The organism is Leptolyngbya sp. GGD, assembly GCF_026735145.1.
Lineage (GTDB): Bacteria > Cyanobacteriota > Cyanobacteriia > Leptolyngbyales > Leptolyngbyaceae > Leptolyngbya > Leptolyngbya boryana.
In genome coordinates this window covers 259,712-285,528 of record NZ_JAPQKE010000003.1, presented here as the reverse complement: position 1 = coordinate 285,528, position 25,817 = coordinate 259,712, and the positions used below count along the sequence as shown (strand labels likewise).

21 protein-coding genes are annotated in these 25,817 nt (G+C 46.7%); 4 read left to right on the top strand and 17 right to left on the bottom strand.

Annotated elements, in window-relative coordinates:
- Window positions 1–10: 10 nt before the first annotated feature.
- Window positions 11–1,933 (bottom strand): DNA topoisomerase (ATP-hydrolyzing) subunit B, encoded by a 1,923-nt coding sequence (gene gyrB, locus OU814_RS16270; RefSeq protein ID WP_268184290.1) that lies wholly within the window; start codon window positions 1,931–1,933, stop codon window positions 11–13.
- Window positions 1,934–2,058: 125 nt separating this feature from the next.
- Between gyrB and miaA the strand changes: the two genes are divergently transcribed.
- The gene (gene miaA / locus OU814_RS16265) at window positions 2,059–3,033 is read left to right on the top strand and encodes a tRNA (adenosine(37)-N6)-dimethylallyltransferase MiaA (RefSeq protein WP_268184288.1); all 975 of its coding nucleotides are present in this window, start codon (window positions 2,059–2,061) and stop codon (window positions 3,031–3,033) included.
- Between the two features lie 214 nt (window positions 3,034–3,247).
- On the opposite strand, the gene OU814_RS16260 is transcribed toward miaA, so the two are convergent.
- The 3 genes from OU814_RS16260 to OU814_RS16250 all read right to left on the bottom strand — a co-directional run bounded on the left by OU814_RS16260 (window position 3,248) and on the right by OU814_RS16250 (window position 6,796).
- Window positions 3,248–4,486, bottom strand: coding sequence for a DUF1822 family protein (locus tag OU814_RS16260; RefSeq protein ID WP_268184286.1), 1,239 nt, complete (start codon window positions 4,484–4,486; stop codon window positions 3,248–3,250).
- Window positions 4,444–5,643, bottom strand: a complete 1,200-nt coding sequence (locus OU814_RS16255) for a sigma-70 family RNA polymerase sigma factor (RefSeq protein ID WP_268184284.1) — start codon at window positions 5,641–5,643, stop codon at window positions 4,444–4,446. Before OU814_RS16255 ends, OU814_RS16260 begins: the two co-directional genes overlap by 43 nt.
- A gap of 142 nt (window positions 5,644–5,785) precedes the next feature.
- Entirely contained in the window at window positions 5,786–6,796 is a 1,011-nt protein-coding gene (locus OU814_RS16250; protein WP_268184282.1) for a phosphate/phosphite/phosphonate ABC transporter substrate-binding protein, read from the bottom strand.
- 238 nt (window positions 6,797–7,034) lie between these two features.
- On the opposite strand from OU814_RS16250, the gene OU814_RS16245 reads away from it, so the two are divergent.
- The gene (locus OU814_RS16245; RefSeq protein ID WP_017287765.1) at window positions 7,035–7,937 is read left to right on the top strand and encodes a c-type heme family protein; all 903 of its coding nucleotides are present in this window, start codon (window positions 7,035–7,037) and stop codon (window positions 7,935–7,937) included.
- Window positions 7,938–8,198: 261 nt separating this feature from the next.
- On the opposite strand, the gene OU814_RS16240 is transcribed toward OU814_RS16245, so the two are convergent.
- From OU814_RS16240 to OU814_RS16200, 9 genes are all read right to left on the bottom strand, one after another.
- Window positions 8,199–10,664 carry a caspase family protein gene (locus OU814_RS16240; RefSeq protein WP_268184278.1) on the bottom strand — a complete coding sequence of 822 codons (2,466 nt, stop codon included), beginning with the start codon at window positions 10,662–10,664 and terminating at the stop codon, window positions 8,199–8,201.
- Window positions 10,665–11,201: 537 nt separating this feature from the next.
- Complete coding sequence (locus OU814_RS16235; protein WP_268184276.1) at window positions 11,202–13,019, bottom strand: ABC transporter ATP-binding protein; 1,818 nt, start codon at window positions 13,017–13,019, stop codon at window positions 11,202–11,204.
- Window positions 13,020–13,022: 3 nt separating this feature from the next.
- Window positions 13,023–14,144 carry a methyltransferase domain-containing protein gene (locus OU814_RS16230; RefSeq protein ID WP_268184274.1) on the bottom strand — a complete coding sequence of 374 codons (1,122 nt, stop codon included), beginning with the start codon at window positions 14,142–14,144 and terminating at the stop codon, window positions 13,023–13,025.
- Window positions 14,141–15,022 carry a hypothetical protein gene (locus OU814_RS16225; protein WP_268184272.1) on the bottom strand — a complete coding sequence of 294 codons (882 nt, stop codon included), beginning with the start codon at window positions 15,020–15,022 and terminating at the stop codon, window positions 14,141–14,143. Before OU814_RS16225 ends, OU814_RS16230 begins: the two co-directional genes overlap by 4 nt.
- 146 nt (window positions 15,023–15,168) lie before the next feature.
- Entirely contained in the window at window positions 15,169–15,330 is a 162-nt protein-coding gene (locus OU814_RS16220) for a hypothetical protein (protein ID WP_268184270.1), read from the bottom strand.
- A gap of 205 nt (window positions 15,331–15,535) precedes the next feature.
- A complete protein-coding gene (locus tag OU814_RS16215) occupies window positions 15,536–16,309 on the bottom strand; it encodes an SAM-dependent methyltransferase (RefSeq protein ID WP_268184268.1) in 774 nt (257 codons plus the stop codon).
- The gene (locus OU814_RS16210; RefSeq protein ID WP_268184266.1) at window positions 16,309–18,174 is read right to left on the bottom strand and encodes an asparagine synthetase B family protein; all 1,866 of its coding nucleotides are present in this window, start codon (window positions 18,172–18,174) and stop codon (window positions 16,309–16,311) included. The genes OU814_RS16215 and OU814_RS16210 overlap by 1 nt, the downstream gene beginning before the upstream one ends.
- A gap of 3 nt (window positions 18,175–18,177) precedes the next feature.
- The gene (locus tag OU814_RS16205) at window positions 18,178–18,495 is read right to left on the bottom strand and encodes a PqqD family protein (protein ID WP_190649933.1); all 318 of its coding nucleotides are present in this window, start codon (window positions 18,493–18,495) and stop codon (window positions 18,178–18,180) included.
- Window positions 18,496–18,563: 68 nt separating this feature from the next.
- Window positions 18,564–20,204, bottom strand: a complete 1,641-nt coding sequence (locus tag OU814_RS16200; RefSeq protein WP_268184262.1) for a lasso peptide biosynthesis B2 protein — start codon at window positions 20,202–20,204, stop codon at window positions 18,564–18,566.
- A 321-nt stretch (window positions 20,205–20,525) separates the two neighbouring features.
- Here OU814_RS16200 and OU814_RS16195 point away from each other — a divergent pair, with 321 nt between their 5' ends.
- The gene (locus OU814_RS16195; protein ID WP_268184260.1) at window positions 20,526–21,230 is read left to right on the top strand and encodes a glutathione binding-like protein; all 705 of its coding nucleotides are present in this window, start codon (window positions 20,526–20,528) and stop codon (window positions 21,228–21,230) included.
- A 161-nt stretch (window positions 21,231–21,391) separates the two neighbouring features.
- On the opposite strand, the gene OU814_RS16190 is transcribed toward OU814_RS16195, so the two are convergent.
- The 3 genes from OU814_RS16190 to OU814_RS16180 are packed head-to-tail and all read right to left on the bottom strand — an operon-like array spanning window position 21,392 to window position 23,623.
- Window positions 21,392–22,066 carry an ABC transporter ATP-binding protein gene (locus tag OU814_RS16190; protein WP_017287753.1) on the bottom strand — a complete coding sequence of 225 codons (675 nt, stop codon included), beginning with the start codon at window positions 22,064–22,066 and terminating at the stop codon, window positions 21,392–21,394.
- 4 nt (window positions 22,067–22,070) lie between these two features.
- Window positions 22,071–22,709 (bottom strand): class I SAM-dependent methyltransferase, encoded by a 639-nt coding sequence (locus tag OU814_RS16185; protein WP_268184258.1) that lies wholly within the window; start codon window positions 22,707–22,709, stop codon window positions 22,071–22,073.
- Window positions 22,706–23,623, bottom strand: a complete 918-nt coding sequence (locus OU814_RS16180) for a metallophosphoesterase family protein (RefSeq protein WP_268184256.1) — start codon at window positions 23,621–23,623, stop codon at window positions 22,706–22,708. The genes OU814_RS16185 and OU814_RS16180 overlap by 4 nt, the downstream gene beginning before the upstream one ends.
- Before the next feature lie 112 nt (window positions 23,624–23,735).
- Here OU814_RS16180 and OU814_RS16175 point away from each other — a divergent pair, with 112 nt between their 5' ends.
- Window positions 23,736–24,803 (top strand): hypothetical protein, encoded by a 1,068-nt coding sequence (locus OU814_RS16175; RefSeq protein ID WP_268184254.1) that lies wholly within the window; start codon window positions 23,736–23,738, stop codon window positions 24,801–24,803.
- A 45-nt stretch (window positions 24,804–24,848) separates the two neighbouring features.
- On the opposite strand, the gene OU814_RS31335 is transcribed toward OU814_RS16175, so the two are convergent.
- The gene (locus OU814_RS31335; protein ID WP_326498312.1) at window positions 24,849–25,817 is read right to left on the bottom strand and encodes a hydantoinase B/oxoprolinase family protein; all 969 of its coding nucleotides are present in this window, start codon (window positions 25,815–25,817) and stop codon (window positions 24,849–24,851) included.

Genomic DNA, 25,817 nt, shown 5'->3' with positions numbered 1-25,817 from the left:
AGCAAACCAATTAGATATCGAGGTCTGCTAAATTCATCTTCGAGCCATAAGTCTCGATGAATTCGCGACGGGGGGCAACGCGATCGCCCATCAACACCGTAAAGACGCGATCGGCTTCTGCTGCATCTTCGATTTCAACTCGTTTGAGCGTCCGAGTTTCAGGATTCATCGTTGTATCCCAGAGCTGTTGCGGCATCATTTCACCCAACCCTTTGAAGCGCTGAATGTTATAGCTCGCATTGTCTGGGAAAGTGGCTAAGCGTTCTTGCAGTTCTCGCTCACTGTAGCAGTAGTAGTGATTGCGTCCACGCTCTACCTTGAACAATGGAGGACAAGCAATATACACATAGCCTTGATCCACCATCATGCGCTGATAGCGATAGAAGAAGGTCAGTAGCAAGGTGCGGATGTGCGCTCCATCTACGTCTGCGTCCGTCATGATGATGATGCGGTGGTAGCGAAGCTGAGATACGTCGAATTCTTCGCCTTTGATACCCAAGCCCAATGCAGTAATTAAAGCTTGAATTTCAGTGTTCTTGTAGATCTTCGAGTCATCGGTTTTCTCGATGTTGAGAATCTTACCGCGCAACGGCAGAATCGCTTGGAATCGGCGATCGCGTCCTTGTTTTGCAGAACCGCCCGCAGAATCCCCTTCCACAATGTAAATCTCGGATTCGCTTGGATCGCGAGATGCACAGTCTGCGAGTTTTCCAGGCAGTGTAGAAGATTCGAGAACCGACTTGCGGCGCACCATTTCTCGTGCATGTCGAGCCGCTTCTGCTGCTTTGAACGCCTGAACTGCTTTCTCAATAATCGCATCCGAAACGTTCGGACGGAATTCTAGATACTCAGTCAGCACTTCACCGACCAGCGAATCAACAATCCCACGAACTTCGGTATTGCCTAACTTCGTTTTGGTTTGACCTTCAAACTCAGGATCAGGAACCTTCACCGAAATCACAGCCGTTAAGCCTTCTCGGATGTTTTCCCCGGCAAGATTCGATTCGTTTTCTTTAATCTTGTTCCGCTTGCGCGCGATCGTATTCAGGGTGCGAGTCAGAACTGCTTTCAAGCCTTCTAAATGCGTTCCACCATCGACGGTACGAATGTTATTCGCAAAGCCAATAATATTGTCGTTGTAGGCATCGGAACACCATTGCAGCGCCACTTCAACTTGAATGCCGTTGCGTTCCCCACTAACAAAGATGACTTCTTCATGCAGCGGTTGCTTTTCGCGGTTCATGTAAGAGATGTACTCACGAATTCCGCCTTCGTAGAAGTAGACATCTTCTCGTTCAGCGCCTTCTCGGTGATCGGCGAATTTGATCCGAACCCCACCGTTAAGATAAGCAAGCTCCCGCAATCGTCCAGAGAGGGTAGTGTAGTCGAACTTCGTGGTTTCCGTGAAGATCGAAGCATCGGGCAGAAAGGTGACGGATGTTCCGGTTCTCGCTTGAGGATAAGGCTCGACTTGCAATTCCCCCATCGCAATTCCCCGCTCAAATCGTTGCAGGTGAACTTTCTTCTCGCGCCAGACGGTGACTTCGACCCATTCGGAGAGTGCGTTGACAACTGAAATCCCAACCCCGTGCAGACCGCCTGAGACTTTGTATCCACCGCCGCCAAACTTACCGCCAGCGTGTAGAATCGTCATCACGGTTTCCAGTGCTGACTTCCCGGTTTTAGGATGAATTCCAGTGGGAATGCCGCGTCCGTCATCGGTTACGGTGACAGAACCATCGGCGTTAATTGAAATATCGATCGCTTTACAGTAGCCCGCAAGTGCTTCATCGACCGAGTTATCGACAACCTCGTAAACAAGATGGTGCAGTCCGCGAGGTCCAGTACTGCCGATATACATGCCGGGGCGTTTTCTTACGGCTTCAAGACCTTCAAGGACTTGAATCTGCTGCGCATCGTAGTTTGTCGTCATAGGAAGCGTTCTTTTAGGGCAATAAGGAGCGAAATCAGTAAGAGAGAGACAAATTTCACCAAAATTATAGCACAAATGGCTTATGAGCGGTTTTAGGACAGTCTCTGATGAATTTTGAAAGTAGGATGGATCGGTCTATTTTGGCTTATAAATCGCAAAACGATCAAAAAAGATTAAGCAATACGCCTGTACTTATTATAATCGCTGGCGCGACGGCAAGTGGCAAATCGGGTTTAGCGATCGAGCTTGCAAAACGCTCGCAGTCTATCATCTTGAGTGCCGATTCGCGCCAAGTGTATCGAGAGTTTACCATCGGAACGGCAAAACCGACCCAGCGAGAGTTAAATCAAGTGCCGCATTTTTTGATTGATATTTGCGAGCCGACGGAGACGTTGACGGTGGCGGATTATCAGGAGCGGGCGAATGGGTTGATTGAGAAAGTGGGGAGTAGATCCACTCCCCACCTTTTCCTGGTTGGTGGAACTGGACTCTACATTAAAGCGATCGCGCGTGGGATGAAGATTCCGCGAGTTGCGCCTCAGTTGGAATTGCGATCGCAGTTGGAGACGCTTGGGCAGAAGACGCTTTATGAAATGCTGCAACAAGTAGACTCGGCTGCAGCAGAGCGGATTCATGCAAATGATCAGGTGCGGACGTTGAGAGCGTTGGAAGTTTTTTATGTGACGGGTCGTCCGATTTCTGAACAGCAAGGGGAGAATCCGCCGAATTATCCGATTTTGCAGATTGGATTGGAGTCGGATCAGTTGGAGCAGCGGATTGCGAAACGGGCAGGACAAATGATTGAAATGGGATTTGTCGAAGAAGTAGAACGACTGTGCCAGAAGTATGGCGAGGATCTGCCACTGTTGAATACATTGGGTTATGCAGAGATGCGGCAGTACTTGAGAGGAGAAATTTCTCTGCAAGAGGCGGAACGATTGACGGTGCTGCACACGCGGCAGTTTGCAAAGCGGCAAAGAACTTGGTTCCGAGCCGTCCCGGAACTGGAATGGTTTGATGCGGATGCAGGAAATTTAGTCGATCGAGTTTGGGATCGGATTCAGGTGTTTTTAGCAGAAGCGCGATCGCTGCCTGGATAAGGACTAAGAGGATGTTTAAAAGGTATTGTTCATCGCCTTCACCCGCCCGTGATTGAAAATCCGGGCTAGTTGAACAAAGTCCACTAAAGGGACTAAAAGCTAATAAGAATGGGGTCTTCAGTCCTTTTCAAAGGACTTCGCACGGTTAGCCCCGAATTCATTCCGGGGCGAGCTAGAACGGAGCGAGCAACTGTTGATACATTTCAAAGACCCTCTAAAAGCAAAGAATTTCGCGATCGTAGTTCTCTGGCAAGGGTTCTGTTTCCCAGACTAAAGTATCGCCAGGGCTAAGCCGCACTTCTAGATAAAGACACTCGATCGCATTCATGGCGACATCTTCGTTATTTTCAAACGGCATCAAATCTTCTAGAAGCAATCGCAGCTTAAAGCCACCTGGAATTAATGCTCCAGAAGTACTTTGTAGCTCAAAACGCCAGACATCATCGCTCTTTTGAAACACTCTCAACTCATAAGGTTTTCCAGCGATCGACAAATGGCGTAACAATGCCTTTTGTGAGCTAATCTCAGACCCACGCGCCCAAGCCAGATTTGACTGCATCTCTGTTGCTCCCCAGCCGAATTGTTCTGCTAGCGTGGAAATGCCGCTCTGAAGCCATTGTTGTACTGACCATTGTTCGGGTAGACCTAAGCGTCGTTGATACAGACGTTGCCGCCAACCGCCATGCTCCAGTAATGCGCCCCACTGCTGAAAGGGTATCGCTAAACGCGGCACAACCACATCCGTAGTTCCCAACCGAGCAAGTAGATTTTCAGCTTGCTGAAGGGAAAGCGCAGGTAAAGGCGCAAGCTGCGATCGCAAAACTTCATCCGGACAAAGCCGTCGCGTAATCCACAGCACATTCGTATCAGGAATCAGATCGGCTTCATCGAGCGAATATGTTCGATCAAGAGGATCATACTGAGCGCGCTGCTTGAGCATTTGATGGGTGGTGTATCCCAAAACCTGAATTTCATCGTCTTCTAAATTGACGGCAACCGATAGATAATAATCCCCTGCCCAACTGGGAAGATCCACCCATTCTTGGGGCACTCGCAGTTCGCGATCGTCGATCGCAGCAGTTGGAATCACCACTAAACGCTGATTCTCAAACTCGATCGCTCCGCCGTTCACCACTTCCCAAAAACTAGAAAGCGCGGCTGAATTTGCCCAAATTCGCGCATTCGGCGCAAAACTTTGTACCCAGGGCAAGAGCGTTTTGAGACTCGCTTGATTGAGTGCCGCTTGCCAATGAATTCCATCCGTCGTAAATGCTTGTTGCTGCCAAACCTGGGACAACGCATCGCTCGGAATTTCTAATTGAAGTTGCGGGGTGTCAGCGATCATAATGGGTGATGTACCAGGATAAGACATAGAACTTGCCTCAGAACGCGCTAAATATCGCTCGATATTTAGGAGGGCAGGTCTGGATGACTGTAGTGCAGTTTCAGCCATTCCTCCAAAATCGTACTCATATTAGACACTACGTTCGAGTTGAGAGTTTGATGCAGGGTTGTCTGACTCCATTCTGCAAGAATTTGTAACAGGGTTTGCTTGAGATTGGTTAATCGTCGCGAAACTGTGTATTGTTTTGTGTCTAATTCTTTCGCAATTTCTTGCTGCGTCATGCCTTTACCGTAGTACATTTGCAGCAACCGTTGCGCGGGTAAATCCAGTTTGACGAGGGCTTTCAAAAGAGTCGCATTCAACTGCGATCGCGTTTGTTTCCGCTGATCTTCCTCTTCTGCTTCAATAATTTGGTTGAGATTCGACTCCTGAAAGGTCGATTCAAAATTGTCTAACATTTCCGTATTCTCGGCTCCCGGCTGCGGCGTGTCTGCCGAAATCAAAGACGGGTAGAGATACGATCTCGCTGCCTTGCCGCAAGTGGTCAGCCATTGCTCTAATAAAGCTGGATTGCAAGGTTGGGCAGTTGCGCCTAACGTGGCAACGCGATCGCGATTATAGAGATCGACGATCGCTTGCAGGGTCGAAAGGTCAGGTTTTGCTAATTTTCGTAAGCCTTTGCCTTGAGCAGGTGCGTAGATGATTTTGAAACATTGCCAAGCGAACACTCGTTCTGCGATCGCAGAAGCATCTAGCCCAAAATTCTGCAACGACTCGACAAATCGTTTGTGGCTGAGTTTGTGCATCAGTGCCCAATCGGTGCAGATATCGACTTCTTGGCGCAGGCGCAATGTATCTTTAATCACATTGCTAAACGCTAGGCTTGCGTAGCGTTTCAGACCTGAACTGTGTTGAGGATTGAACCCTTGCAGGACACGGTGAATTTTGACGATCGCGATTTGAAAGAAATCCGCAAGCGACTGACTGCTGCCGATATTCAATGCCAGCTTTCGAGCTGACCAAAAGCAGACTTCTTGCAAATAAGCAGATAAATGAGCGACTGCGAGAGGATGACTGTCGGCTTGCCAGAGCCGATGCCAATACAGCGACCAAACCATTTCGGAAAGGTCTTGTTCATCGGATTCTTCAAGACAGCGTTGCATACTCCGACGCAGGCGAGCATCTGAAACCCATCGAGTCGCTGAATCGCTCTCAAACTGTAGAAACGTGGAAAAGATTTCAAGAATACTTTGTCGCGATCGCATGAGTTCAGATTGAGCGAGAGCTAGTCTTCAAACTATATCCATTTTCTAGAAAAAGCACCAGAACTGCATATTCTTCTTCACCCCGTCGTAAGAATGACTAGAAGCAATTTTTGGAGGTGGGTGATGAATGATTGGCGATCGCTCAAGGTGAGCCAGGAGCAGGAGAAGAGCTTGCGGTCGGTGAAGCATCAGGTGTTGATGCAGGAGATTCTGACGCAGGCGAAGCAGTGGGCGAAGCAGGAGCAGGTGAAGCAGCTTGAGGCGCTGCTGGCTGTTCATCTGTAAACAGTCGAACAGGTTTTTGGGCGAGTAGAGCTGCACCTTCAGCGCGATCTGCCGGAAAAATTGCACGCACACGATCGACGACCGAAATCATATATTTGTAGTCCGGAACAGTTCCCGTCGGAACAAATCCTGCTTCCTGGGCAACGACTGAAGGCGTATCTCCCAGAACTTTGCGAATCGATTCTAGCAGTGTGCGATCGACACTCGGACTAACTAGCACGACTCCCGCTGGAACTTTGTGCGGGTCGTTGTACAAAATGCGAAACTCTGCTGAGCTAAGTTGCGATTTGTAAAGATTGAATTCTTCAAGGGACAGCGCTCCCGCATCTGCTGTTCCTTGTGCGATCGCTTCTAAGACTGCTTTGGGAGTGGATGTCACCAGAAGCTCTTTGAGCGTCAAACCATAGAGATTAAAAATGGGAAAGTAATAGCCTGTCGCTGATCCAGGTTGTCCGATTGCTAACCTTTTACCTGATAAGGCTTGCAAGTCTGAAATAGGACTCTCTTTGGGAACGACCAGAACCGAGCGCAGATTGTTCACCCCGACTAAGGGAAACAGCGGCGTGTATTGATATTGTGACATCGCGATCGCGGCAAGTCCAGGAGGTGCAAACACGATTGACCAAGCTTGTGCTTTGATGCGCTCTAAGGCTTTGCGTTCATTAAAAGCAGGCTCAAATTGGATGACCGCTTGCAGTTTCTCAGCCAGATATTGTTTAAAGCGATCGTACTGATTGCCAGAATTGGCGGCTCCGTAGCTAACCGTTCCAATGGTGAGTTGAATTGCTTGAACTGAACGTGAACCGATGCCACATCCCGATAGAAATAACAGAATTAGAAATGAGCGCCGGGAGGTTCTGCTATCCATTGCTGAATGAATTTATGAATGCTAGTTATTGTTTCATACTGCCGGATGCTCGTCTTGTTTTGCTCGGAATACTACCTAACGTTTTGTGAACCGTAACTGTTTGTAGCGCTTTGATAGGAAAAGACCCAAAATTCGCTACTTTTAAGAAGAGCATACAGATTGATTCGATCTCCTTTTCCCTGCCTGAATGAGCATCTATTTGTTGATGTTTCTTGATCCCCGCGAGGTTGTCTGAGTCATGATTTTAAAGAAACTAAAGCTTGGCGCTAAATTTAATGTCTTGTTAGCAGCCGCATTTTTAATTGGATTGCTGTTGAGTAGTTTGGCACTATCGCAGGTGCTCGAAAATCGAGCTAGGGGAGAAGTGACGACGAAAGCTTTGATTCTGATTCAATCCATGAACTCAGTGCGCGATTATACGAGTACTAAGATTCAGCCGTTGCTCAAATCGCGTTTAGAGACAGAGCCGACTTTTATTGCTGAAACGGTTCCTGCTTACTCTGCAAATGAAGTCTTTCAGCGGTTTCGTGAAAATAACGAGTACAAAGATTTCTTTTACAAAGAAGCCACTTTGAATCCAACTAACCCGCGAGATAAGGCAGATGTATTTGAGGCTTCTTTAGTCGAGCGGTTTCAAAAAGAACCTAACACTAAGGAAATCTCTGGGTTTCGCGATTTACCGGGTGGGCAGGTTTACTATATTGCTCGTCCGTTAAGTGTGAGTAAGCAAAGCTGTTTGGAGTGCCATTCGACCCCGGATAAAGCACCGAAAAGTCAAATTGCAACCTATGGCGATGCGGGTGGATTTGGCTGGAATCTCAATGAGATTGTTGCAACTCAGATTATTGCTGTACCAGCAGGTGAAGTGATTAATAACGCTTGGCGATCGCTCTTAACCGTGATGGCAATTTTAACGGCAGTCTTCATTGCGCTCGCGCTGTTAATTAACACCTTGCTCAGACGATCGGTGATTCGTCCGATTCGTCGGATCTCGAATGCTGCGGAAGCAGTCAGTATGGGGCAAATGGATATGGAGTTTGAGCAAGATACTCAAGATGAGATTGGCGCGTTGGCGGCAGCTTTTAATCGGATGAAGTCGAGCCTAGAGATTTCAATGAACTTGCTGAACAAGCGCAAGTAAAGGATTTACGATTCAATAAAATCCTGTTGTTTATCGCGTTCACCCGTTCCTGTAGAAGTCAGGGCGGGTGAACGCGTATCAGCGAAAACTTTTCATTCACCCGCTCAGATGCGCTTCGCGAACCGCTTGAAAGTGAGCATTTTTCGCGGGTTGGGCGAAGTCGAAACCCAATTCATACAGCCTCAATTAACCTGAGTTCGACGAGATGTTTAATTAACATTTGAGCGATCGACGAATCGAATTCGCGCCGATTCTAATCTCTTAATTTCTCAATATCTTCCGCCGAAACTCGTCTGCTTTCTGACGATCAGGAATCTCTGTGATCAACTCCTCCACAAACGTGGTCAGAGACACCTGATTCTCTAAATCTCGTTTCGTTGTCACAATAAACTTCGCGATCGGCCCAATCAAACAGGTCAGTTCTTGCTCACAGACCTGAATCAGTTGAGCGTTGACTAAGCGATCGCTCAGCGCTTCTTGAGTCTGCTGTGGCGCTCGGACAGCAACTCCATACCCTTTTGCCGTACTCAAGCGAGGACTCTGTGGTTTCGGAGGCAACTGCATCAGTGCAGTAATGCGCTGCGCTAATTTTGTCTGCTGCACAGGTGATAGATGCACGGCTAACTCTTCCTGCATGACTATCGGATCACAAGCTGCGGGAGAGAGTTGCCCTAAGAGCATGGGTGCGATCGGTCCTACAAGTTCAATCAGAAATTGCTCAATGCTTGCAAGCTGCTCTGCGGTGAGACGGGGAGCCGTTTGATCGACAAATTGGTCGCGTTGCTGAGGGGGTACGCTTTGCTGGATAGATGGATGAGTTTGTGGCTGAATTTGCTCGGGGATCGGTAAAGCGATCGCTCTTGCTTCACTGACATTTTCAGGCTGAGCAGGAACTTGGATCAGCGAGCCTGCCTCTTGTTCAAAATATGTGCGATGCTTGGCGGGGATCAGTGCAGACAAGGCGCGAATCAAAAGTTGAGGACTGCTTTCTTGCAGCGGTTCTGCTGCCTGCTCGATTAAACTCGGCGCGATCGGCCCGACTAATTTCAACAACAAGGGCTTAATCCGAGCGATGAATTCATCCAACGGAATTTCAGTACTCGCCGCTTGCGAATCATGCGAAGTGTCTGACTGAACCGATTGAACGGTTTGCGTCTCTAGGACTGGAGGCAGCATTTCAATCAATCCCTGCGTCCCAGACAGCCAAAGGTAGCACGTCAATCCCAAACCATCTAAGTTCGTTTGCAGCTTTGCCAGCAATCCTGCCATCGACAACCCTGTTTGAGCCGGAGCCGCAATCAATGCTTCGAGCAAGACTTGAGCAAACAATTCTGGTTCATCTTGAGGCGAAGCACAGGCAAGAATGCACTGACCATGATCCGACGAAAACTTGAGATCCTCGACCCAATCTTCTAAAGAAGTTGCGCCCGGACAATCGAGAATGACAATTTGCTGAGCCGTGCGCGATCGCCGAAGTTCTTGCCGCAGCCAAGTTCGACTCAGCCAAGCCCCATCTCCCAAAAATAACCAGGAATCGCCATCCTCTGAAGATTCAATCCGTCCTCGCAAATACAATAATCGCGTTGCCACGGTTTGAATCGACCCGGACGATCGCTGTTCCGGCACAGTCATGTCTTGCTGAAGAAATGTTGCAATCTCAGATCGAACATTCGACCAAGCATCACTGGGCTGGGGGAAGTAAGTTAGGTCAAAATTACCATCCTGACGCAGAACGTCCGATACGGCAGGACTGACTGTATGATGAATCAGCCCGTCCACAATCAAAGCTTGTCGTTGTTGCACTACTTCAGTGTGAGTTGGTTTAAGTCCTAAAATTGTCTCTCCGATCCCCTCAACAATCCGCTTCGGTGTTTGCAAGGAATACTCTGGATGTAAATCTGTTTCGCCTTTATTCCGTTTCTGCTGATTGATTAACCGCAACTGCTGATTCGTCTGCTCAATGTACTGAAGTGTTTGATGATACACATAGCGATAAAGCGCATCTGCATCGATAATGCCATAAGCTCCAGCCGCTTCCCCGCGCAATCCCCGCATTAAGTAGTAACTAAATACACCATGACCCAAATCGGGAAACTCCCAAGATTGCTGTCCTTGATCGCACGAAAGCAAGGCATAAAATCCGCGACTCTTTGCTGCTCTTTGGCGCAGCATTTCTAAAAGTTGCGGCGTTGGATTGAGCAGAGCAGGTTCAGAGAAGTGTCCACGCGCACCAGATAGGGAAATATTGCCGCTGTGACAAGCGTCGAGCCAAATCAGTTGACTATGAGCCGCGCAGTTGCCCAAAGTCGCTAATAGATTTTGAAAACATAGCCCAGTCTTGAGCAGATGCTGTTTTTGTGTGTCCGCAAGACATAACACGGTTTGCTGGCTCTCCGGTTCTAGAACACCATGCCCAGAAAAATAGAATAAAACTGTATCTTGCGTTTTTGCCGAGGCAACAATGCGGTCTAAGCTCGCCTGAATTGCTTGTAGCGTCGGTTTGTCTGGAGTCAGATCGTGATGAATAAAAAATTCTTTCTGCGGAAATGCTTGCGTTGCTTCAGCGAGTGCTTGGCTCAACCCTTGACAGTCAAAAGCGGCATAGCGTAACTTTGGCAATGTTGCATCTTGGTAATCATTGATCCCAAGCATCATTACCCAGAGTTTTGCTTCACCTGTTTCTAAGGCGGAAGCAAATCGACTCGCACCAACACCGACTGGGGGCATTTCTTGACCTCAAGCGAAACAACACGAATGTGTCCGTTCTGTCATAAAACGCGGAAAATGTGACGATACTCCCTATCAAGATTACAACGTACTCTCGATAGATACAGCAACCGTAGGGGGTTGGTTCGCATTTTTTGCTACCTGATGTGAACTGCAACACCCAATCTTCCGCAGATTGTGGCTGATATTAATTAATATGTTCAAGCCTGCTCGCTTATGCAGTTTAAAGAATCGCTCTCCCAAGCCGAGAAGATCCGGAGCAGCGATCGCTTCACAAGAATTCTTGGAACGCAGTTTTCTCAGGAGCCGCTCCTCCACTTTGATAAACGGCTTCGGATTAGATTTCCTCAATCTAATCCGAACTTGTAGAGAAACTTGCGAATCTGCATAATTTTGGAGGAGATTTTGATTGCTGCGATCGCCAGATTCAACTTGTTCTACAAAACAGTCACTTTAGGGTTTTCCAGAAAATCAGAGTTGGTAAAGATGTTGCTGACTGAGATAAAGCATTGATATCTCTACAGTGCTCAAGAATCTCTAGCGATAGTTCTGAGCCTGAGTTTCAAATAAATGAGCATATCTACCGTTTAACTGCATTAATTCAGTATGCGTGCCTTGTTCCACGATCGTTCCTCGATCGACGACATAAATTCGGTCAGCCATCTTAACCGTAGACAATCGATGGCTGATCAAAATGGCAGATTGATTCTGAATCAGTTGCCGAAACTGCTGAAAAACTTCATATTCTGCTTTCGGATCCATTGCACTGGTCGGCTCATCTAAGACAACTAACTGGGACTGGCGCAAAAACGCTCTCGCCAGCGCAACTTTTTGCCATTGTCCAATGCTTAACTCTTCGCCTTGTTCAAATAATTTTCCGAGCATCGTGTCATAGCCTTGGGGTAATGTTTGAATCACCGCATCGGCTCCCGATTGTTTAGCAGCTTGCATCACCGTTTCTGCCCCAGGTGGAAGTTCGATATTGCCGAACCAAATGTTTTCCCAAGCTGTGAAATAGTACTTCACATAGTCCTGAAAAACTACACTAATCTGTCGGCGCAAGTCTACGAGATCATATTGCTCCAAGGCAACGCCATCGAGGGTAATCTTGCCTTGTGTAGGTTCATATAGCCGACAGAGCAGTTTAATCAGAGTTGTTTTTCCAGAACCATTTTCGCCGACGAGAGCAATGACCTCACCAGGGCGAATTGTCAGGCTAACGTCTTTCAATGCCCAACGGGGCGTATTGCTATATTGAAAGCTCACGCGATCGAATACAATCCCCGATCGCATCGGTCGAGGGAGCGGTTTAGGATGAAGGGGTGCGGCGATTTTTGGCTGGAGTTCTAGAAATTCATAAAGATTGCTCAGGAAGAGATTGTCTTCGTAGAGTGCAGACAAACTTCCAAGTAACCCTTTCAAAGCAGCTTGTCCTTGTTGGAGTGCAGCATGGTAAAGGACTAAATCTCCGATTTGTAGTTGACCCTGAAACGCTTGATAGACCACAAAACTGTAAGCAGAAAAAAGGAGCAGAGCAGAGAGGCTTTGGGCGAGAACATTCGCGATCGCGCGCTGCGTTCCAATCTGCAAAGTTTCTTGATACAATTGCTTGCGAATCCGCTGAAAGCGTTGACTAAAAAGGTTGCCGAGATCGAAGAGGCGTAGCTCTTTTGCAAACCAATCCCCTGTGAGTAACCAGCTTAAGTATTCTCCTTGTCGCTGCATCTCAGTTCGACGACGTTGCCAAGCATGTAGGATAGAGGCGTACTTCAAACGAACGAGAATGGATGGAACCGAAGCCGCAAAGAGAATGCCTGCAATTCCCCAATGTAGCGCAACGAGTAAGCCGACCATCAGCACTAACGTGATCATTGTTTGACCAAGCTGGATCAAGTGCTCCAAGATTTGATTAGGACGGTAAAAAGCTTCTTGTTGAGCACGTTGTAGGCTATTGTGATAGTCTGGATTTTCGTAGTATTCTAGGTCGATTTCTAGTGACTTGGCATGAACAATGCCTTGCATATAATCAGTGACTTGCTGAGTCTGGGCACTGTTAACTAGTTCGGCTAAAGCAGCGAGAATCGCAGCGATGACGGTAACAGCACCCATCAATCCAAGTAAGACAAGTAAACGCTGAAACAGCAATGTTTTATCAGGCAGCGCAATACTACTTGTAACGATATCAATAATGAGTTTGGTTAGATAGAGTAATGCGATCGGCAAAAGCCCTTGAATGAAAATTAGCGCCACATGGGCTAAAGTCCATCGTGGCGAACCTTTCCAAACAAAGCGCAGTGCAGGAAGCAAATGGCTTGCACCCTGAAGTTTGCGAATCAAATAACGGAGAGACAACATTCGTTATGCCAACCAACTGACGAGCGTTTGAATAAATTTTGTGGCTTTCTGATCTGTCGCAAATGTATCTGGAAACAGCGAAACGAGTTGCTGTGCGAGTTCTTGTACAGAGTGAGTTCCATCGGCATGAGCCAAAATATAATGCACGGCTTTGCCTTTGGTATTTAGATTAGGCTGATAAGCAGGAGCCATCTTTTGCAGGGTTTTTAGGGTGTTGGGCACAGAGAAGAATGTCGATCGCTGTTGCTGTGTCTGCTGGCTCTTAAATTGCCAAATCCAGTCCCCATAAGGCGGGCGTTGTAATTTGAAAGTAACAGTCTCGCCTACTTCAAAAGCAACAGGTGGATCGATCGGCATGAATGCAGATGACCAGTGCAGCGGAGGTTCGTGCGGCGCAGTCGAAAGCCACTGATCTCCAAGTAGCATTTTGAACCAACCGATCCAACCGTGACAGATGCCTGCTTGAGTGATGGTATGGTGTATCTCTACACGACAATTCGTATCAGTGGCTTGATAGAAATCTAATGCCATGACTTTTTCGGGTTCTGCCAGATATTGAGCCTGTCCAAGGTCTTGACGTGCAAAGAACATAGCTTGGCTCACATAGGAACGAACTGGACTATGATCTAAATTCAGATGTGGATTTGACCACACTGCAATCTCTCGTTCATAGAAAGCGGGGACAGAGGCAGGAACCGTCTCCATGACTGCCGCTGAGGGAATGAGCACGCCACCTGGCTTAAGGTAGCGATCGCGGGCGTAGAATAGCGAAGGTAGGAGATCTTCTGAGAGTAAAAAGTTCCCTGTAAAGACTGAAATAATCACATCAACAGGCTCAGGGATCGTCACTTCTTCGATTTTGCCTTGTAAACACTGAATGCGATCGCTGTATCCATTCGCTTTCACAATCTGCTGTGTCAAGCTGATAATGTCTTCTGGCTCGACCATGTAAACTCGTTTTGCGCCCAGTTGAGCTGCCAGCAGTCCAAAAATTCCTAGACCTGCTCCTAAATCTAGCACCACACTGTCTGGGGTGATGACTGCTTGCATCGCTTGAAGATAAGCTGCATTGCGTCTAGCATCAAGGGTCATCACCTGCTGCCCCTGTAGAAGAAGATAGCTCATAGAAGTTGAGGAGTAAAAGAATGCGTTTCGGTTTGCAAGAAGTCGTAGAGCTTGGGTAGACTCTCGAATGATCGTGGGTAGAACAGTTTTTTGACGGAGACTTGTGCCACTAAATTGGTGTAGGCATAAAACAAGCTCGGCTGATCGGGCATAATTTCGGTCACGTGATAGCTATGAATCAGCAGATCGAGTAGGGCTTGACTAGGTGAAAGCTGCTCAATATAGATGCGATCGCTTTCTTCGAGTAGGTAAATGGTACCCAATGGGAAAGATTGGTTCTGAGGAGTTATCCCCAATTGTTCTATTGCATAATGAATTTTGTAGGTTGTTGTTTCGGAAGCGTCTAGTCCAAAGCTTTCTCCAGTATGAGGAAACAGCTTAATCCGAGGACTTCCAGGGCGCACTTGCCCTTGGTCATTGACGACTAAAACATCATCGGTGACAAAGCTTGCACCACGGCTTACACAATATGTAGTTAAGGTCGATTTCCCCTTTCCAGAACATCCTGCAAACGCGATCGCGACTCCATCTAAAGCGACAACATTTGCATGAAGTGCGATTTGTCCCTGTAACCCTAAACAAGTAGCAGCAATATGAGCAGCAAAACACAATACGGGAGAGCCTTGAATGTTCTCGATTGGGGCTGATTCAACCACGACGAGAATTGCATGATGACCATTGGCATCAATCCATGCACCCATCTCTTCTGTCCAAGGAATCCAGTAATGCTGTGAAGTATTTTGTGCAGAGCTATTCTTATATATAGAGCCTGCTCCTGAGTTTAAGGGAAGTTCGGCAACTAACTCTAAGGTTAGTTGAGTGTTTGAGATATGTCTGAGTTCGTCGGTAGCAGCCTGCAGAATGCTCTGAAATTTCATGGGTCAATCTTGATAAACTTGCTAGGAGCATTCCGTCAACTGGAATGCTCCCTTGATGAATGATCTGAGCACCTGTTAAGTTTCTGAACTGAGCAAATTTTACTTACTCAGTGTGCAAACTGTAACAATGCTCTTCACATCGATGTTTAGCGCATGTTTTCGCTGCCATCAAAACCACCTGGATTAGTGATTCTCATGTTAATTCCATCTTGAAATCGACCTGATTTAGGATTCCCTTGCGCTTGTTGAGTCAGTTCTGCAAGACTTCCTAGCTGCGAAACCTGCATTGATAGGTATGTCTTCTTCATTGTGATTGACCTCCTTATGGTCTTATAAATTACGAAGCGCACCCTGTATATATACTAGTTTCAGTCTATTAGTTTAAAGATAAAGTTTCAGTAAATGTATGAGAAAAAATGAGGAGTTTGAGAATCAGTTTTGAAGGAGCTGATAGAAAATTCTTCTAACATCAATTCATACATTATTAGGAGTAATCGATTGATTCTTTTTCAATCATTCGGCGATTCCGACTGCATGTCCGTAGTCGAGTTCTGAATAGAACTCAAGTCTAAATCCTGCTTCCTTTAATTCGGAGGAAATCTGTTCTTTCGAGAAGTAATGGACAAAGTTTTCTGGAAGTATAAAGTCTCCAATTTCGGTTTTAGATTGCCATCGTATTGCTCGAATAAGATTCGCGATCGTACTAATCATCTTGTAATATTTCGCAGACTTATAAGCGTACAGAAATGATAAGAGAATTGGCGATCCGCTCTTAACACGATCGCGCATTTGTTTTAGAAAATCAATCCGAGTTTGTCGTCCCTGAATTAAGCTATAAGCTGTCCAACCGACAATCAATCCGTCGTATATTTTTTCGTAAATGGGACAGGTATCTCTCGCCGCGATTTGAATTGTGCAATTTATCTGATGTTTTTGAAGAAATTCATTCGCAAATTTCACAAAATTAGGATTACATTCAAACGCATCTACTTCATATCCCAAGGCATGCAAGGCGAAAATCTCTCGTCCTCCTCCTGCGCCTGCAAGCAGAATCGTTTTACAGGTTTGAAAATGAGTTTGAATCGCTTTGAATTCCCACTCCCAAAAACCACTTTGATTATATTCTTCATCTCGATAGATGGCTTCGCTATCGTAAAACTGTTGATCAATTTGATACATCGAATTGCGATCGAGCACTCCTAACCAGAAGCCAACAAAACAAGCCGTGAGCAAGTCAATCAATTGATAAAAATAACGATAGGATTGCTTATGAATTTTAATCATCATTAGATTACCTTTCTAGCAAGATATTTTTTATCCAACTGCGTTAACCAATTGGCTAATCCAAGTGTGCTGATCAACTGATTCGCAATTCCATCGTGGAAAGGTTCGTCTGGTCGATAATCTTGCTCGTATGACTGCCGATAGGACAAGAGCGAATTCTCTAGTTGCTTGAAATCAATTGCTTCTTGTAAATAGGAATTTTGTTTTGCTTGTTCTAGCAATTCAAGAGCTTGGCTTCCTCTACCGAGTCCAGCATACTTCAATGGATCGAAGTAGTTGATTTTTGGACGTAACCTAACTGCATCTGGTAAAGTTGTTCGGTTTGCATGGCGCAAAAAGACTTTTTGATAGTTTGAATCCAGTTGTAGCGAAGGATGTAACCGATTTGCAAATTCAACTACGCGCTGATCGCGTAGTGGCGAAGTATATTCTAATTGATGAGCAGATCGAAGCAATCGGTGAACTTGGATCGTCCCAACAAAACTAGCATCTTCGATCTCTTGATTCAAAGCCTTAACTCGATCTAATCCAAAAGACTTCATCGCAAGCTGTTCTGCAACTTGAGTCTGTTGTATCTGTGCTAGATAGGTGGATTGAATCCATTGCGGCGCAAGTTTTTTGAGCTTCAGGCGTGACATCATCCACTGAGTTTGCCAGGGCTTTGGACAATTGGGCAAAATGAGGTCTTGCAAAACAAACGATCGACGATTTCCTGGGCTTCTAAGCTGTTGCCACAGAAATTGCCAGTCTCCCACTTGAATGCGATCGCGCCAGAATATATAGCAAAACTCATCGCCCCACTCGCCATCAAAGATCAGACCAAAGCCCAATTTTTGAGCCTCTTGCATCATCCGTAAATGCATTGGTACAACACAACTCGTAAACGGATCATCAGGCAGCGGTAACTGTTCCCACGGTTCACTCAATACCCAAGCATCATCACAGTTAATGGAATGCCATTTGACTTGGGAATATCGATCGAGAAATGCTTGAATGGGTTCGCTTTCATCAATTGCAGCATAACGCTCTGTAGTGACTGAGAATGCTTCAAGATTGGAGAGATGATTGAGGAGAGCAACTGTTACCGTTGTAGAATCTAACCCACCGCTCAAGGTCGTACATACCGGACGGTAGTTGCGTAAGCGATCGCGAACGGATTGATTGAGAAGATACCAAAATTTCTCGAAGTAGGTTTCCGGTGAGTCCCGTAAGTCGTAGCTTGTCGGTGCTAATTTTGCAAGTTGACGCTGCTGAAGTCGTCCTGATTGGAGGATTAAGCCGTATCCAGGTCGGAGCCGTTTAATTGCCTGAAATGGAGTAATTTCGGCAGGATGTGCCCAGGCATCGCAGATCGTATGAGCCATGTAACCTTCATCAAATTCATGGCTCACTTGCGGGTGAAGCAATAAAGTCAAAACCCGTGAGCAAAGCAATAAAGTATTGCCATCCCAGACATAAGCGATCGTACGATTGCCGACAGGATCACAGCCGACGAATAATAGGTCTTGGCTCGCATCCCAAAGGATAAATACAAACTCACCCACGAGATGGCGCAGACTATCCACTCCCCAGCGTCGATAGCTTTCAATAATCAATTGAGCATCTGGGACTTGAGTACGCCCTGCGAGTAACGTCTCTCGATCGTCAAGTCGCCCATCCCAAACGAGTACACAGCCATCTTGCTCAACAACAGGTGCTTCTAAGCAAGATTCTGGTGTATTAAATAACTGCGATCGCCCTAAACTGAGTCCAATCGATGGATCATGCCAACTGCCTTGTCCATCTCTTCCCAACACGGTTAAATCACTCAGCATTGTTTCCCAAGGGCTAGGCTGCTGGCTATTCCAGATTCCTAAAATTCCGCTCATAGCTCACTCTAGGTTAACGGGAGAAATCAGACCATAAGCTGATAGGTCTTGGAGTACTTGTTGCAAATCCGTGAGAACTTGAGTCCGCTCAACGTCGTATTCATCCAGAATGCGGTCTACCGCAGAGGCGAGCGGCTGCTGATTTTTGAGCGCGTCCCAGATGTAAATACTGGTTTCATTCAAACTATAGTAAGCGCCACCAGAAATGCTGAGCAGGATTGCTTCAGTATCAACTTGGCGATAGAGTACATCATCCGCAATCTGGTATTTCTGCTGATTAAGAAGTGAATCTGTTAGGGTGATTTGAGGATGTTCAAGCATTGGTTTGAGAAGTGATAGTTGTTAATAGTGCTTTGCTGTATCCACAGCAATTTATTCCAATCCGGAGATTAGTCAGATGAGAGCTTATGCATAAGTGTCGAGTCAAAGGCAGCAAACGATTGGTGAACATCGGGGATATCATTCAGGATTTTGCCCTGACATTCCACCCAAGCATGGGCTTGAAATTCCCCTTGCTCTCGGCGCACCCCAATTCTGAGTTCACTCGCAATTCCTTGACAGCGCAGCAGATACCAGAGCACTAGCGATCGCTTCAGGCAATTTGCCCAGCGAGAACTGTATTGCCGTGCTGCAATTTCGACTAATCTGGCTGTTCGCTCTACTTGAACTGGTGATGCAGGAGAGAGTGGTCGGCATAAGCGAGTGAGAACACCTTGAATCTGTGCAATATTCCAATGCTGTAGTGCGATCTCGATGCAAGGGAACAATGCTAAGGCACAGATGAAACGAATGCTGTCTTGTGGAGAAAGGCGCAAGAAAAGCTTTACTTTGTGTAGCAATACTTTCAGCCGAAATAGATTAGTCTTCGGTCCAATTGTTCGGCGAATTAAGTATAGATGATCGAATGCTTTGGGTAACTGGATGCGTTGCGGATGATCAACGGGCAGAGCAGCATAATTGAGAAAGTAAGGGATTTTATCCGACCAGCGTTCTCTGAGCGCCAAATAGAAAGTGTGATCCAAGCAGAATGTTTCTGAATCAAACTGTAGAAGCTGAGGCTGTAAATTGGTTTTAAGTAGATTGGTTGCAAGTGGATGCAGCAACGACTCGATCGCTGAATTGTGTTGAATCTGAGTTTGCATCATTTTCGGTAAGGGAATCTGCAAAAGCTGCTGTCCAAGTGCTAGTGTCACTAGAACCATATGCAGGATGCCGAATCGACGAGATTGGTTGAGAACCTGATGCCAGTCGAGATTGGGATAAGCTTGAATCAGTTGAGCGATATCACACAGTTGAATGAGCCGAGATTTTTGTTCATGGCGATCGCGGCAAAAGCTCACACAGAGAATGAGCAACATATCAATCGGGGAGAGACAGTCGATCTGCTGATTGTCGAACGAACAAGATTGAAGGCGCGATCGCAGTTCTTCAAACTGCAAATCGAATTTGAAATAGGGTGGAGTTAGGGCACGGTGGAGATCAATTCCTACTCCACTTGATGAATGAGCGAAAGCCGTTTGCCACCCTAATACTTGATAAGGCTGGTAATTTTTTTCCCGCAATAAGGTTTGAGCACGTTCAAAATCATTTCGAGCAACAAGCAGATCGAGATCGTTAAATTGCCTTAAATTCAAGTCGCCGTAGTACGAAATCGCCAACAATGGACCCTTGAAAGCGAGAACGGGAATCTCTGCATCCTCAAATTGTTTTAATAGGATAAGCAGCGTTTGTATCAACAGTTGATTGTTGAGTGAGATTGCATAGAAGGACTGCCGGAGCCGCTTAGAAATTTCAGGAGGAATCTTTTCTGGACAGACTGTGTTTAAGGTTTGATAGACCAGCGGCAGGACACTGTGCCACTCGGCTAGGGGAATGAGGTTTTCCCATCGAATCGGCTGGTGTACTAGTTGATGAATCTGAGCCACTGTTGTAGCATCGCGATGAGTTCTGGCACAGCATAGAAGTAATGCTAGCTCAAGGTCATCTTGAGAACTCAAAGGGGCAAAAGTGTCTTGAGATAAGAACGACATAAATTGCTTATGCTAGAGGGCTGAGCAAGAACAAACAATCTTCATGGGACTGAACTGTAGACATGCCTATATTGAAAGTTTTCCATCACAATTTTTTAGTTTGTTTTCTTGTATTAATTCGCTTGCGTAGCCAGAGAGAATGTAATAAAAAATACCAATATTTCCTCTATTACGTGACGGATTCCTGCTCTCCGGAACTTTTTGACATCGGCAGAGTTGATTCAGATTTGAATAAGAATTAGATATCTTAATGCAAATCGATGAGACGGAGATTCGCTACGATCGTGCAATTGAAGTACATTCTCAGGAACACAAACTCTCATGCTCGATCTCTACTACTGGACAACACCCAATGGGCATAAAATTACAATCTTTCTAGAGGAAGTAGGGCTACCTTATACTCTTGTGCCGATCAATATTGGCAAGGGCGATCAGTTTCAACCTGAATTTCTCAAGGTTTCTCCAAACAATCGGATTCCAGCGATCGTAGATCATGAACCAGCAGACGGCGGTGAGCCGATTTCTCTGTTTGAATCGGGTGCGATCTTGCTCTACCTGGCTGAAAAGACAGGTAAATTGATTCCAAGTGATCTTCGAGGTCGGTCAGATACGTTGCAATGGTTGTTTTGGCAGATGGGAGGGCTAGGTCCGATGGCAGGACAGAATCACCATTTCAGCCAGTATGCACCTGAGAAAATTTCGTACGCGATCAATCGCTACGTGAATGAAACGGGAAGGCTTTATGCGGTGATGAACAAACAGTTGAGCGATCGCGAATTTTTAGCAGGCGAGTATTCGATCGCGGATATTGCTTGCTACCCGTGGATTGTGCCTTACGAGCGTCAGGGGCAAAAGCTCGAAGATTTTCCCAATTTGAAGCGCTGGTTTGAGACGATTCAATCTCGTCCAGCAACGGTACGAGCTTATGAGAAAGCAGAGGCGTTTAAGGCAGATCAGATTAGCCCAGAACAAGCACGAGAACTGTTGTTTAATCAATCGGCGGGGACAGTCAAGCCTGCAAGTTGAGGATGCTCATTCAAGTTTGCTTAATTGCTAGGGTAGGGAGTGGGGAGTTGTTTGTTTGGTAGCTCTCTACTCCCTACCCCCTACTCCCCACTTTTTCTAGCCTTTGCAACTCAGACAGGATCGCTACATATCACTTCCTCGAAACTCGATGCTTCGGGTACTCACCCATCTACGACCAACCCATCTTTCACATGAATCGTCCGCTGAGTTTGTGCGGCAATATCAGGTTCATGCGTCACAATCACGATCGTAATTCCTTGCTGATTGAGTTCCGTCAACAATGCCATCACTTCGGCTGAAGTTTGCGTATCTAAAGCACCTGTTGGCTCATCAGCGAGGACGAGCGCCGGACGATTGACTAAAGCTCGCGCGATCGCAACTCGTTGCTGTTGTCCGCCAGACAGTTGATTGGGACGGTTGGATAAACGTTCTGCAAGTCCAACTCGTGTGAGAGCTTCTTCGGCTCGGCGTTTTCTTTGCGATCGGGCAACGCCTGCATAGACCATCGGCAACATCACATTTTCTAAAGCCGTTGCCCGGCTGAGCAAATTGAACTGCTGGAAGACAAACCCAATGCGCTGATTCCGAATAAAGGCAAGTTCATCATTATCTAAGGTGGTCAAATTTCGACCTTCGAGCACATAATTGCCATCGGATGGGCGATCCAGACAGCCAATGATATTCATCAACGTGGACTTACCCGATCCGGACATGCCCATGATGGCAACATACTCGCCTTCTTCGATCGCGAGATCAATGCCTTTGAGAACCGGAACATCGACTTCACCTAAACGATAGGTCTTGGTGATGTCTTCCATCCAAATCATATTTGCCATTGGATTAACCTCGATACTGCACTCGCCAACGTCTGACCGTTTCCGGTTCGTTCAGGTCTTCAAACTTGACTTCATGCAGTCCAGCTTGAGTAAAACCAGATAGCTCTATTTTAGTCAGCGGAAATGGCACGGTCGTTAACGGCTGTTCCGGTTCTCTGCCGAGACAAATCACAAGCAGTTGTCCCGATTCTGCAACAAGTTCGGCGATTTTGGGAATCGCTTGAGCGCGCAATTCTGGCGGCATCGCTTGAATCGTGTAAGACTCTAGAACAAAGTCGAATTTGCCCAATGCAAGCTGGAATAAATCAGCGACTTGATAGTTCACAGATGAGTCGGGAAATCGTTTTTTGCACCAAGCGATCGCGGTTTCCGAAATATCAAAAGCTGTCACTTCCATGCCTCGTTTTGCGAGTTCTTCGGCATCGTCTCCTAATCCGCAACCGATGACGATCGCCGTTTTTCCGACAAGCGAGTGTTGATTTAACCATTCCACAAACAGCGGATGCGGGGTTAACCTTGCCCAAGGAACTGTGGTGGGATCTCCGTTTGCAGTCGCATAGAGTTCTTCAAACCATCCCAAGGGGTCGCCCTTGCCGATGAAGTCAGTTGCGAGTTGAACGGTGCGAGTAGATGCATCTGTCATACTGCTACCTGAGCTTGCCGAGCAATGATACCGCGATCGAACACTAGCCCATCTGTGCCGATGCCTTCGATTTGGAGTCGATCCGGATAGACTTCGATCGCACTAAATCCAAAGCGAGAAACTGAGTATTCAGTTGTCTTTGAAGTTCCAACGGGACGGAGACTTGCGCCTCCAATACCAGTGACTAAGTAAGTCGTGCCATCAATGGATGTCGATCGCTCATAGTGATGCTCGTGCCCATTGATATAAAGCTGCACTTGATGTTTTTTGAACAATGGCGCAAATTTTCGGATCATCTCTCGATCGGTTCCGTAATGCCCGGAGGAATAGATCGGATGATGTCCATAGACAATTTTCCACGGAGCATTACTCCGTCCTAGCTCAGCATTCAGCCAAGCCATTTGATCTTTCCAGTCAGCATTGCCATTAGTATCCAGCACGAAGAACTGCACATCTTTTTCGCGGTAGGTGTAGTACCGTCCTTTCATGTGAAAGTTCTTGTATTGAACTTGTGGATCGCCGTTTGCTGTGCGAATGTCATGATTGCCCAGGCAGGCTTGGAAGCGAACATTTTGCTTCAACAAAGGTGCATAAGGCTGCTCGAAAGCAATGCCAATCCGCTCCATTTCGCCACTGTTGTAAATATTATCTCCGGCGAGCGTGACGAGTGAATAGGGATGCTTCTTGTGATAGTTTGCCATTGCATTCGCAGAATCAAACTGATTTTGATCGCCTGCTCCTGAATCTGCGACCGCAACAAATCGCAGCATCAATTCTTGACTTGCAGGTTTAGGCGGTTCAGAAACCGTTTGTGGCATTGGCTCAAATTGCCGACTAAAGCTCTTTCCGGCGACGGCAAGTCCGGCTGCACCGACTCCCCCTAACACCAGCAGTTGACGACGACTTAATCTCATACGACTTTGTTCTTAACAACAGTTGCGATCGCTCAGATGGTAGATTGAAGATCTTACCGCTCTTTACTCTACTGGATTCATACAGATTTCTGTTGTCGAGGAGGTCACATCTATGTCACAAGACTCAAACCAAACCCCAGAATCCCAGTCTAGTGTGGCACAGTCTCAGACAACGGATTTTATTTCTTCGCTAAAAACTGGCACGATTAAGCTCTTACGATCGACGATTCAGTTTCTCGAAAAAACTGCCAATACGCTAGAAGGTTCGTCAGAACCGAATCCAACGGTTGCGAAGATTTTGAAGTTCTTCTCTGTCGTGTGGGAGAAGTTTTTACCGATTTGGAATCAGTTGTTAAAACTGGTACGCGATCGACTCTCGCCCGAATGGAATGAGAAATTAGGCGATCGCGCTTTAAGCGGGATTTTGGCAGGCGCGATCGTGATTTTATTCTGGTTCACGACATCGCTTTTTTCCTCGAAACCCCCTCAGCCACAAGTCGCAAATCGTCCCCCGCTGATTCTGCCAGATCAGACAAAATCGTCTTTTCCCTCTGATTTATCCACTCCTGACACTGCACCACAAACCGTGACGACTCCTGTGGTGAGCGAGCCGGAAGTAGTGAGTGAACCGATTGTCGTCAGTGAGCCAGAAGTGGTCAGCGAACCGATTGTCGTCGGTGAACCAGAAGTAGTTGGTGAGCCAATTGTTGTAAGTGAACCGATTGTCGTCGGTGAACCAGAAGCGGTTAGCGAACCAGAAGTCGTTGCAGAGATTCCAGTTGAAGCAGCAGAACCGATTGTAGAAACGCCAGAAGTAGAAGTGCCGGAAGTTGTTGCAGAACCAGCTATTCCTCAACCAGAATTGACACCTGAAGAGAAACGCATCGCTGCGATCGAGGATCAAGTGATAGAAATTAGCGATCGCTTCATCAATGGTCTAGTCGTGTCAGTTGAGCAGAACGAAACACGAGGTCAGATGAAAGTTACGGTTTCAAATGACTGGTATCGATTTAATGCTGAACAGCAAGACCGATTTGCAGACGAATTATGGACACGATCTCAGACGTTCAAGCTTCCCAAATTAGAGGTTCGTGATCCGCGAGGTGTGTTACTAGCACGACCGCCGATCGTAGGAGATTCAATGGTTGTCGTGAAGCGAAAAAGCGCGATCGCATCATAGCTCTTAAAAATCCCCACTCCCTATCATCTAAATTCCGGCAAACTACTAGCCTTCCCCAAACCCACCCCCGCCCGGAGTTTCAATTACAAACACATCTCCCGGCAACATCTGTACTTCCGCTTTTCCCGACACTTCTACGATCGTTCCATTCGCTCGTTCGACCCAATTTCGTCCTGTCTTTCCGGCTTGACCTCCGGCTAATCCAAACGGCTGAATGCGCCGATGCCCTGACAAGATTGCAGCAGTCATTGCCTCGCGAAACCGAATCCGACGAATCACCCCATTTCCGCCTGAATGCTTCCCCTGACTGCCACTTCCTGCCCGGATTGCAAACATATCGACTAAGACAGGAAAGCGCCATTCCAACACTTCAGGGTCAGTCAATCGCGAATTGGTCATATGAGTTTGAACTGCATCTGTCCCATCGAATGTCGCGCCTGCTCCAGACCCGCCACAAATCGTCTCATAGTACTGATACTGCTCATTGCCGAATGTGAAATTGTTCATTGTGCCTTGAGAAGCCGCTAAAACTCCTAATGCACCATAGAGAGCATTCGCGATCGCTTGTGATGTTTCCACATTGCCAGCCACGACTGCTGCCGGATATCGAGGATTCAATAAGCACCCTTCAGGCACAATAATTTCTAGAGGCTTCAAACACCCTGCATTCAGTGGAATATCATCTTGAACTAAGGTACGAAAGACATAGAGAACTACTGCTTTACAAATGGCGAGCGGTGCATTTAAGTTCGATGACTGTTGCGGAGAAGTTCCAGTAAAATCAACGATCGCGCTTCGGTCTTTAATTTTGACACTAACTTGAATCTGATTGCCATCATCCATTTCGTAAGTAAAATTGCCATCTTGTAGCACTGTAATCGCTTTACGCACAGCTTCTTCAGCATTGTCTTGAATATGCTGCATGTAAGCTTGAACGGTTGCTAAACCATAGCGATCGACCATTTGTAAAAGCTGCTGTGATCCTCTCTCATTCGCTGCGATCTGAGCTTGCAA

Coding starts and splice junctions, on each gene's coding strand:
- gyrB (WP_268184290.1), bottom strand. CDS start 1,933: ATGACGACAAACTACGATGCGCAGCAGATTCAAGTCCTTGAAGGTCTT.
- miaA (WP_268184288.1), top strand. CDS start 2,059: ATGGATCGGTCTATTTTGGCTTATAAATCGCAAAACGATCAAAAAAGA.
- OU814_RS16260 (WP_268184286.1), bottom strand. CDS start 4,486: ATGGCTGAAACTGCACTACAGTCATCCAGACCTGCCCTCCTAAATATC.
- OU814_RS16255 (WP_268184284.1), bottom strand. CDS start 5,643: ATGCGATCGCGACAAAGTATTCTTGAAATCTTTTCCACGTTTCTACAG.
- OU814_RS16250 (WP_268184282.1), bottom strand. CDS start 6,796: ATGGATAGCAGAACCTCCCGGCGCTCATTTCTAATTCTGTTATTTCTA.
- OU814_RS16245 (WP_017287765.1), top strand. CDS start 7,035: ATGATTTTAAAGAAACTAAAGCTTGGCGCTAAATTTAATGTCTTGTTA.
- OU814_RS16240 (WP_268184278.1), bottom strand. CDS start 10,664: ATGCCCCCAGTCGGTGTTGGTGCGAGTCGATTTGCTTCCGCCTTAGAA.
- OU814_RS16235 (WP_268184276.1), bottom strand. CDS start 13,019: ATGTTGTCTCTCCGTTATTTGATTCGCAAACTTCAGGGTGCAAGCCAT.
- OU814_RS16230 (WP_268184274.1), bottom strand. CDS start 14,144: ATGAGCTATCTTCTTCTACAGGGGCAGCAGGTGATGACCCTTGATGCT.
- OU814_RS16225 (WP_268184272.1), bottom strand. CDS start 15,022: ATGAAATTTCAGAGCATTCTGCAGGCTGCTACCGACGAACTCAGACAT.
- OU814_RS16220 (WP_268184270.1), bottom strand. CDS start 15,330: ATGAAGAAGACATACCTATCAATGCAGGTTTCGCAGCTAGGAAGTCTT.
- OU814_RS16215 (WP_268184268.1), bottom strand. CDS start 16,309: ATGATGATTAAAATTCATAAGCAATCCTATCGTTATTTTTATCAATTG.
- OU814_RS16210 (WP_268184266.1), bottom strand. CDS start 18,174: ATGAGCGGAATTTTAGGAATCTGGAATAGCCAGCAGCCTAGCCCTTGG.
- OU814_RS16205 (WP_190649933.1), bottom strand. CDS start 18,495: ATGCTTGAACATCCTCAAATCACCCTAACAGATTCACTTCTTAATCAG.
- OU814_RS16200 (WP_268184262.1), bottom strand. CDS start 20,204: ATGTCGTTCTTATCTCAAGACACTTTTGCCCCTTTGAGTTCTCAAGAT.
- OU814_RS16195 (WP_268184260.1), top strand. CDS start 20,526: ATGCTCGATCTCTACTACTGGACAACACCCAATGGGCATAAAATTACA.
- OU814_RS16190 (WP_017287753.1), bottom strand. CDS start 22,066: ATGGCAAATATGATTTGGATGGAAGACATCACCAAGACCTATCGTTTA.
- OU814_RS16185 (WP_268184258.1), bottom strand. CDS start 22,709: ATGACAGATGCATCTACTCGCACCGTTCAACTCGCAACTGACTTCATC.
- OU814_RS16180 (WP_268184256.1), bottom strand. CDS start 23,623: ATGAGATTAAGTCGTCGTCAACTGCTGGTGTTAGGGGGAGTCGGTGCA.
- OU814_RS16175 (WP_268184254.1), top strand. CDS start 23,736: ATGTCACAAGACTCAAACCAAACCCCAGAATCCCAGTCTAGTGTGGCA.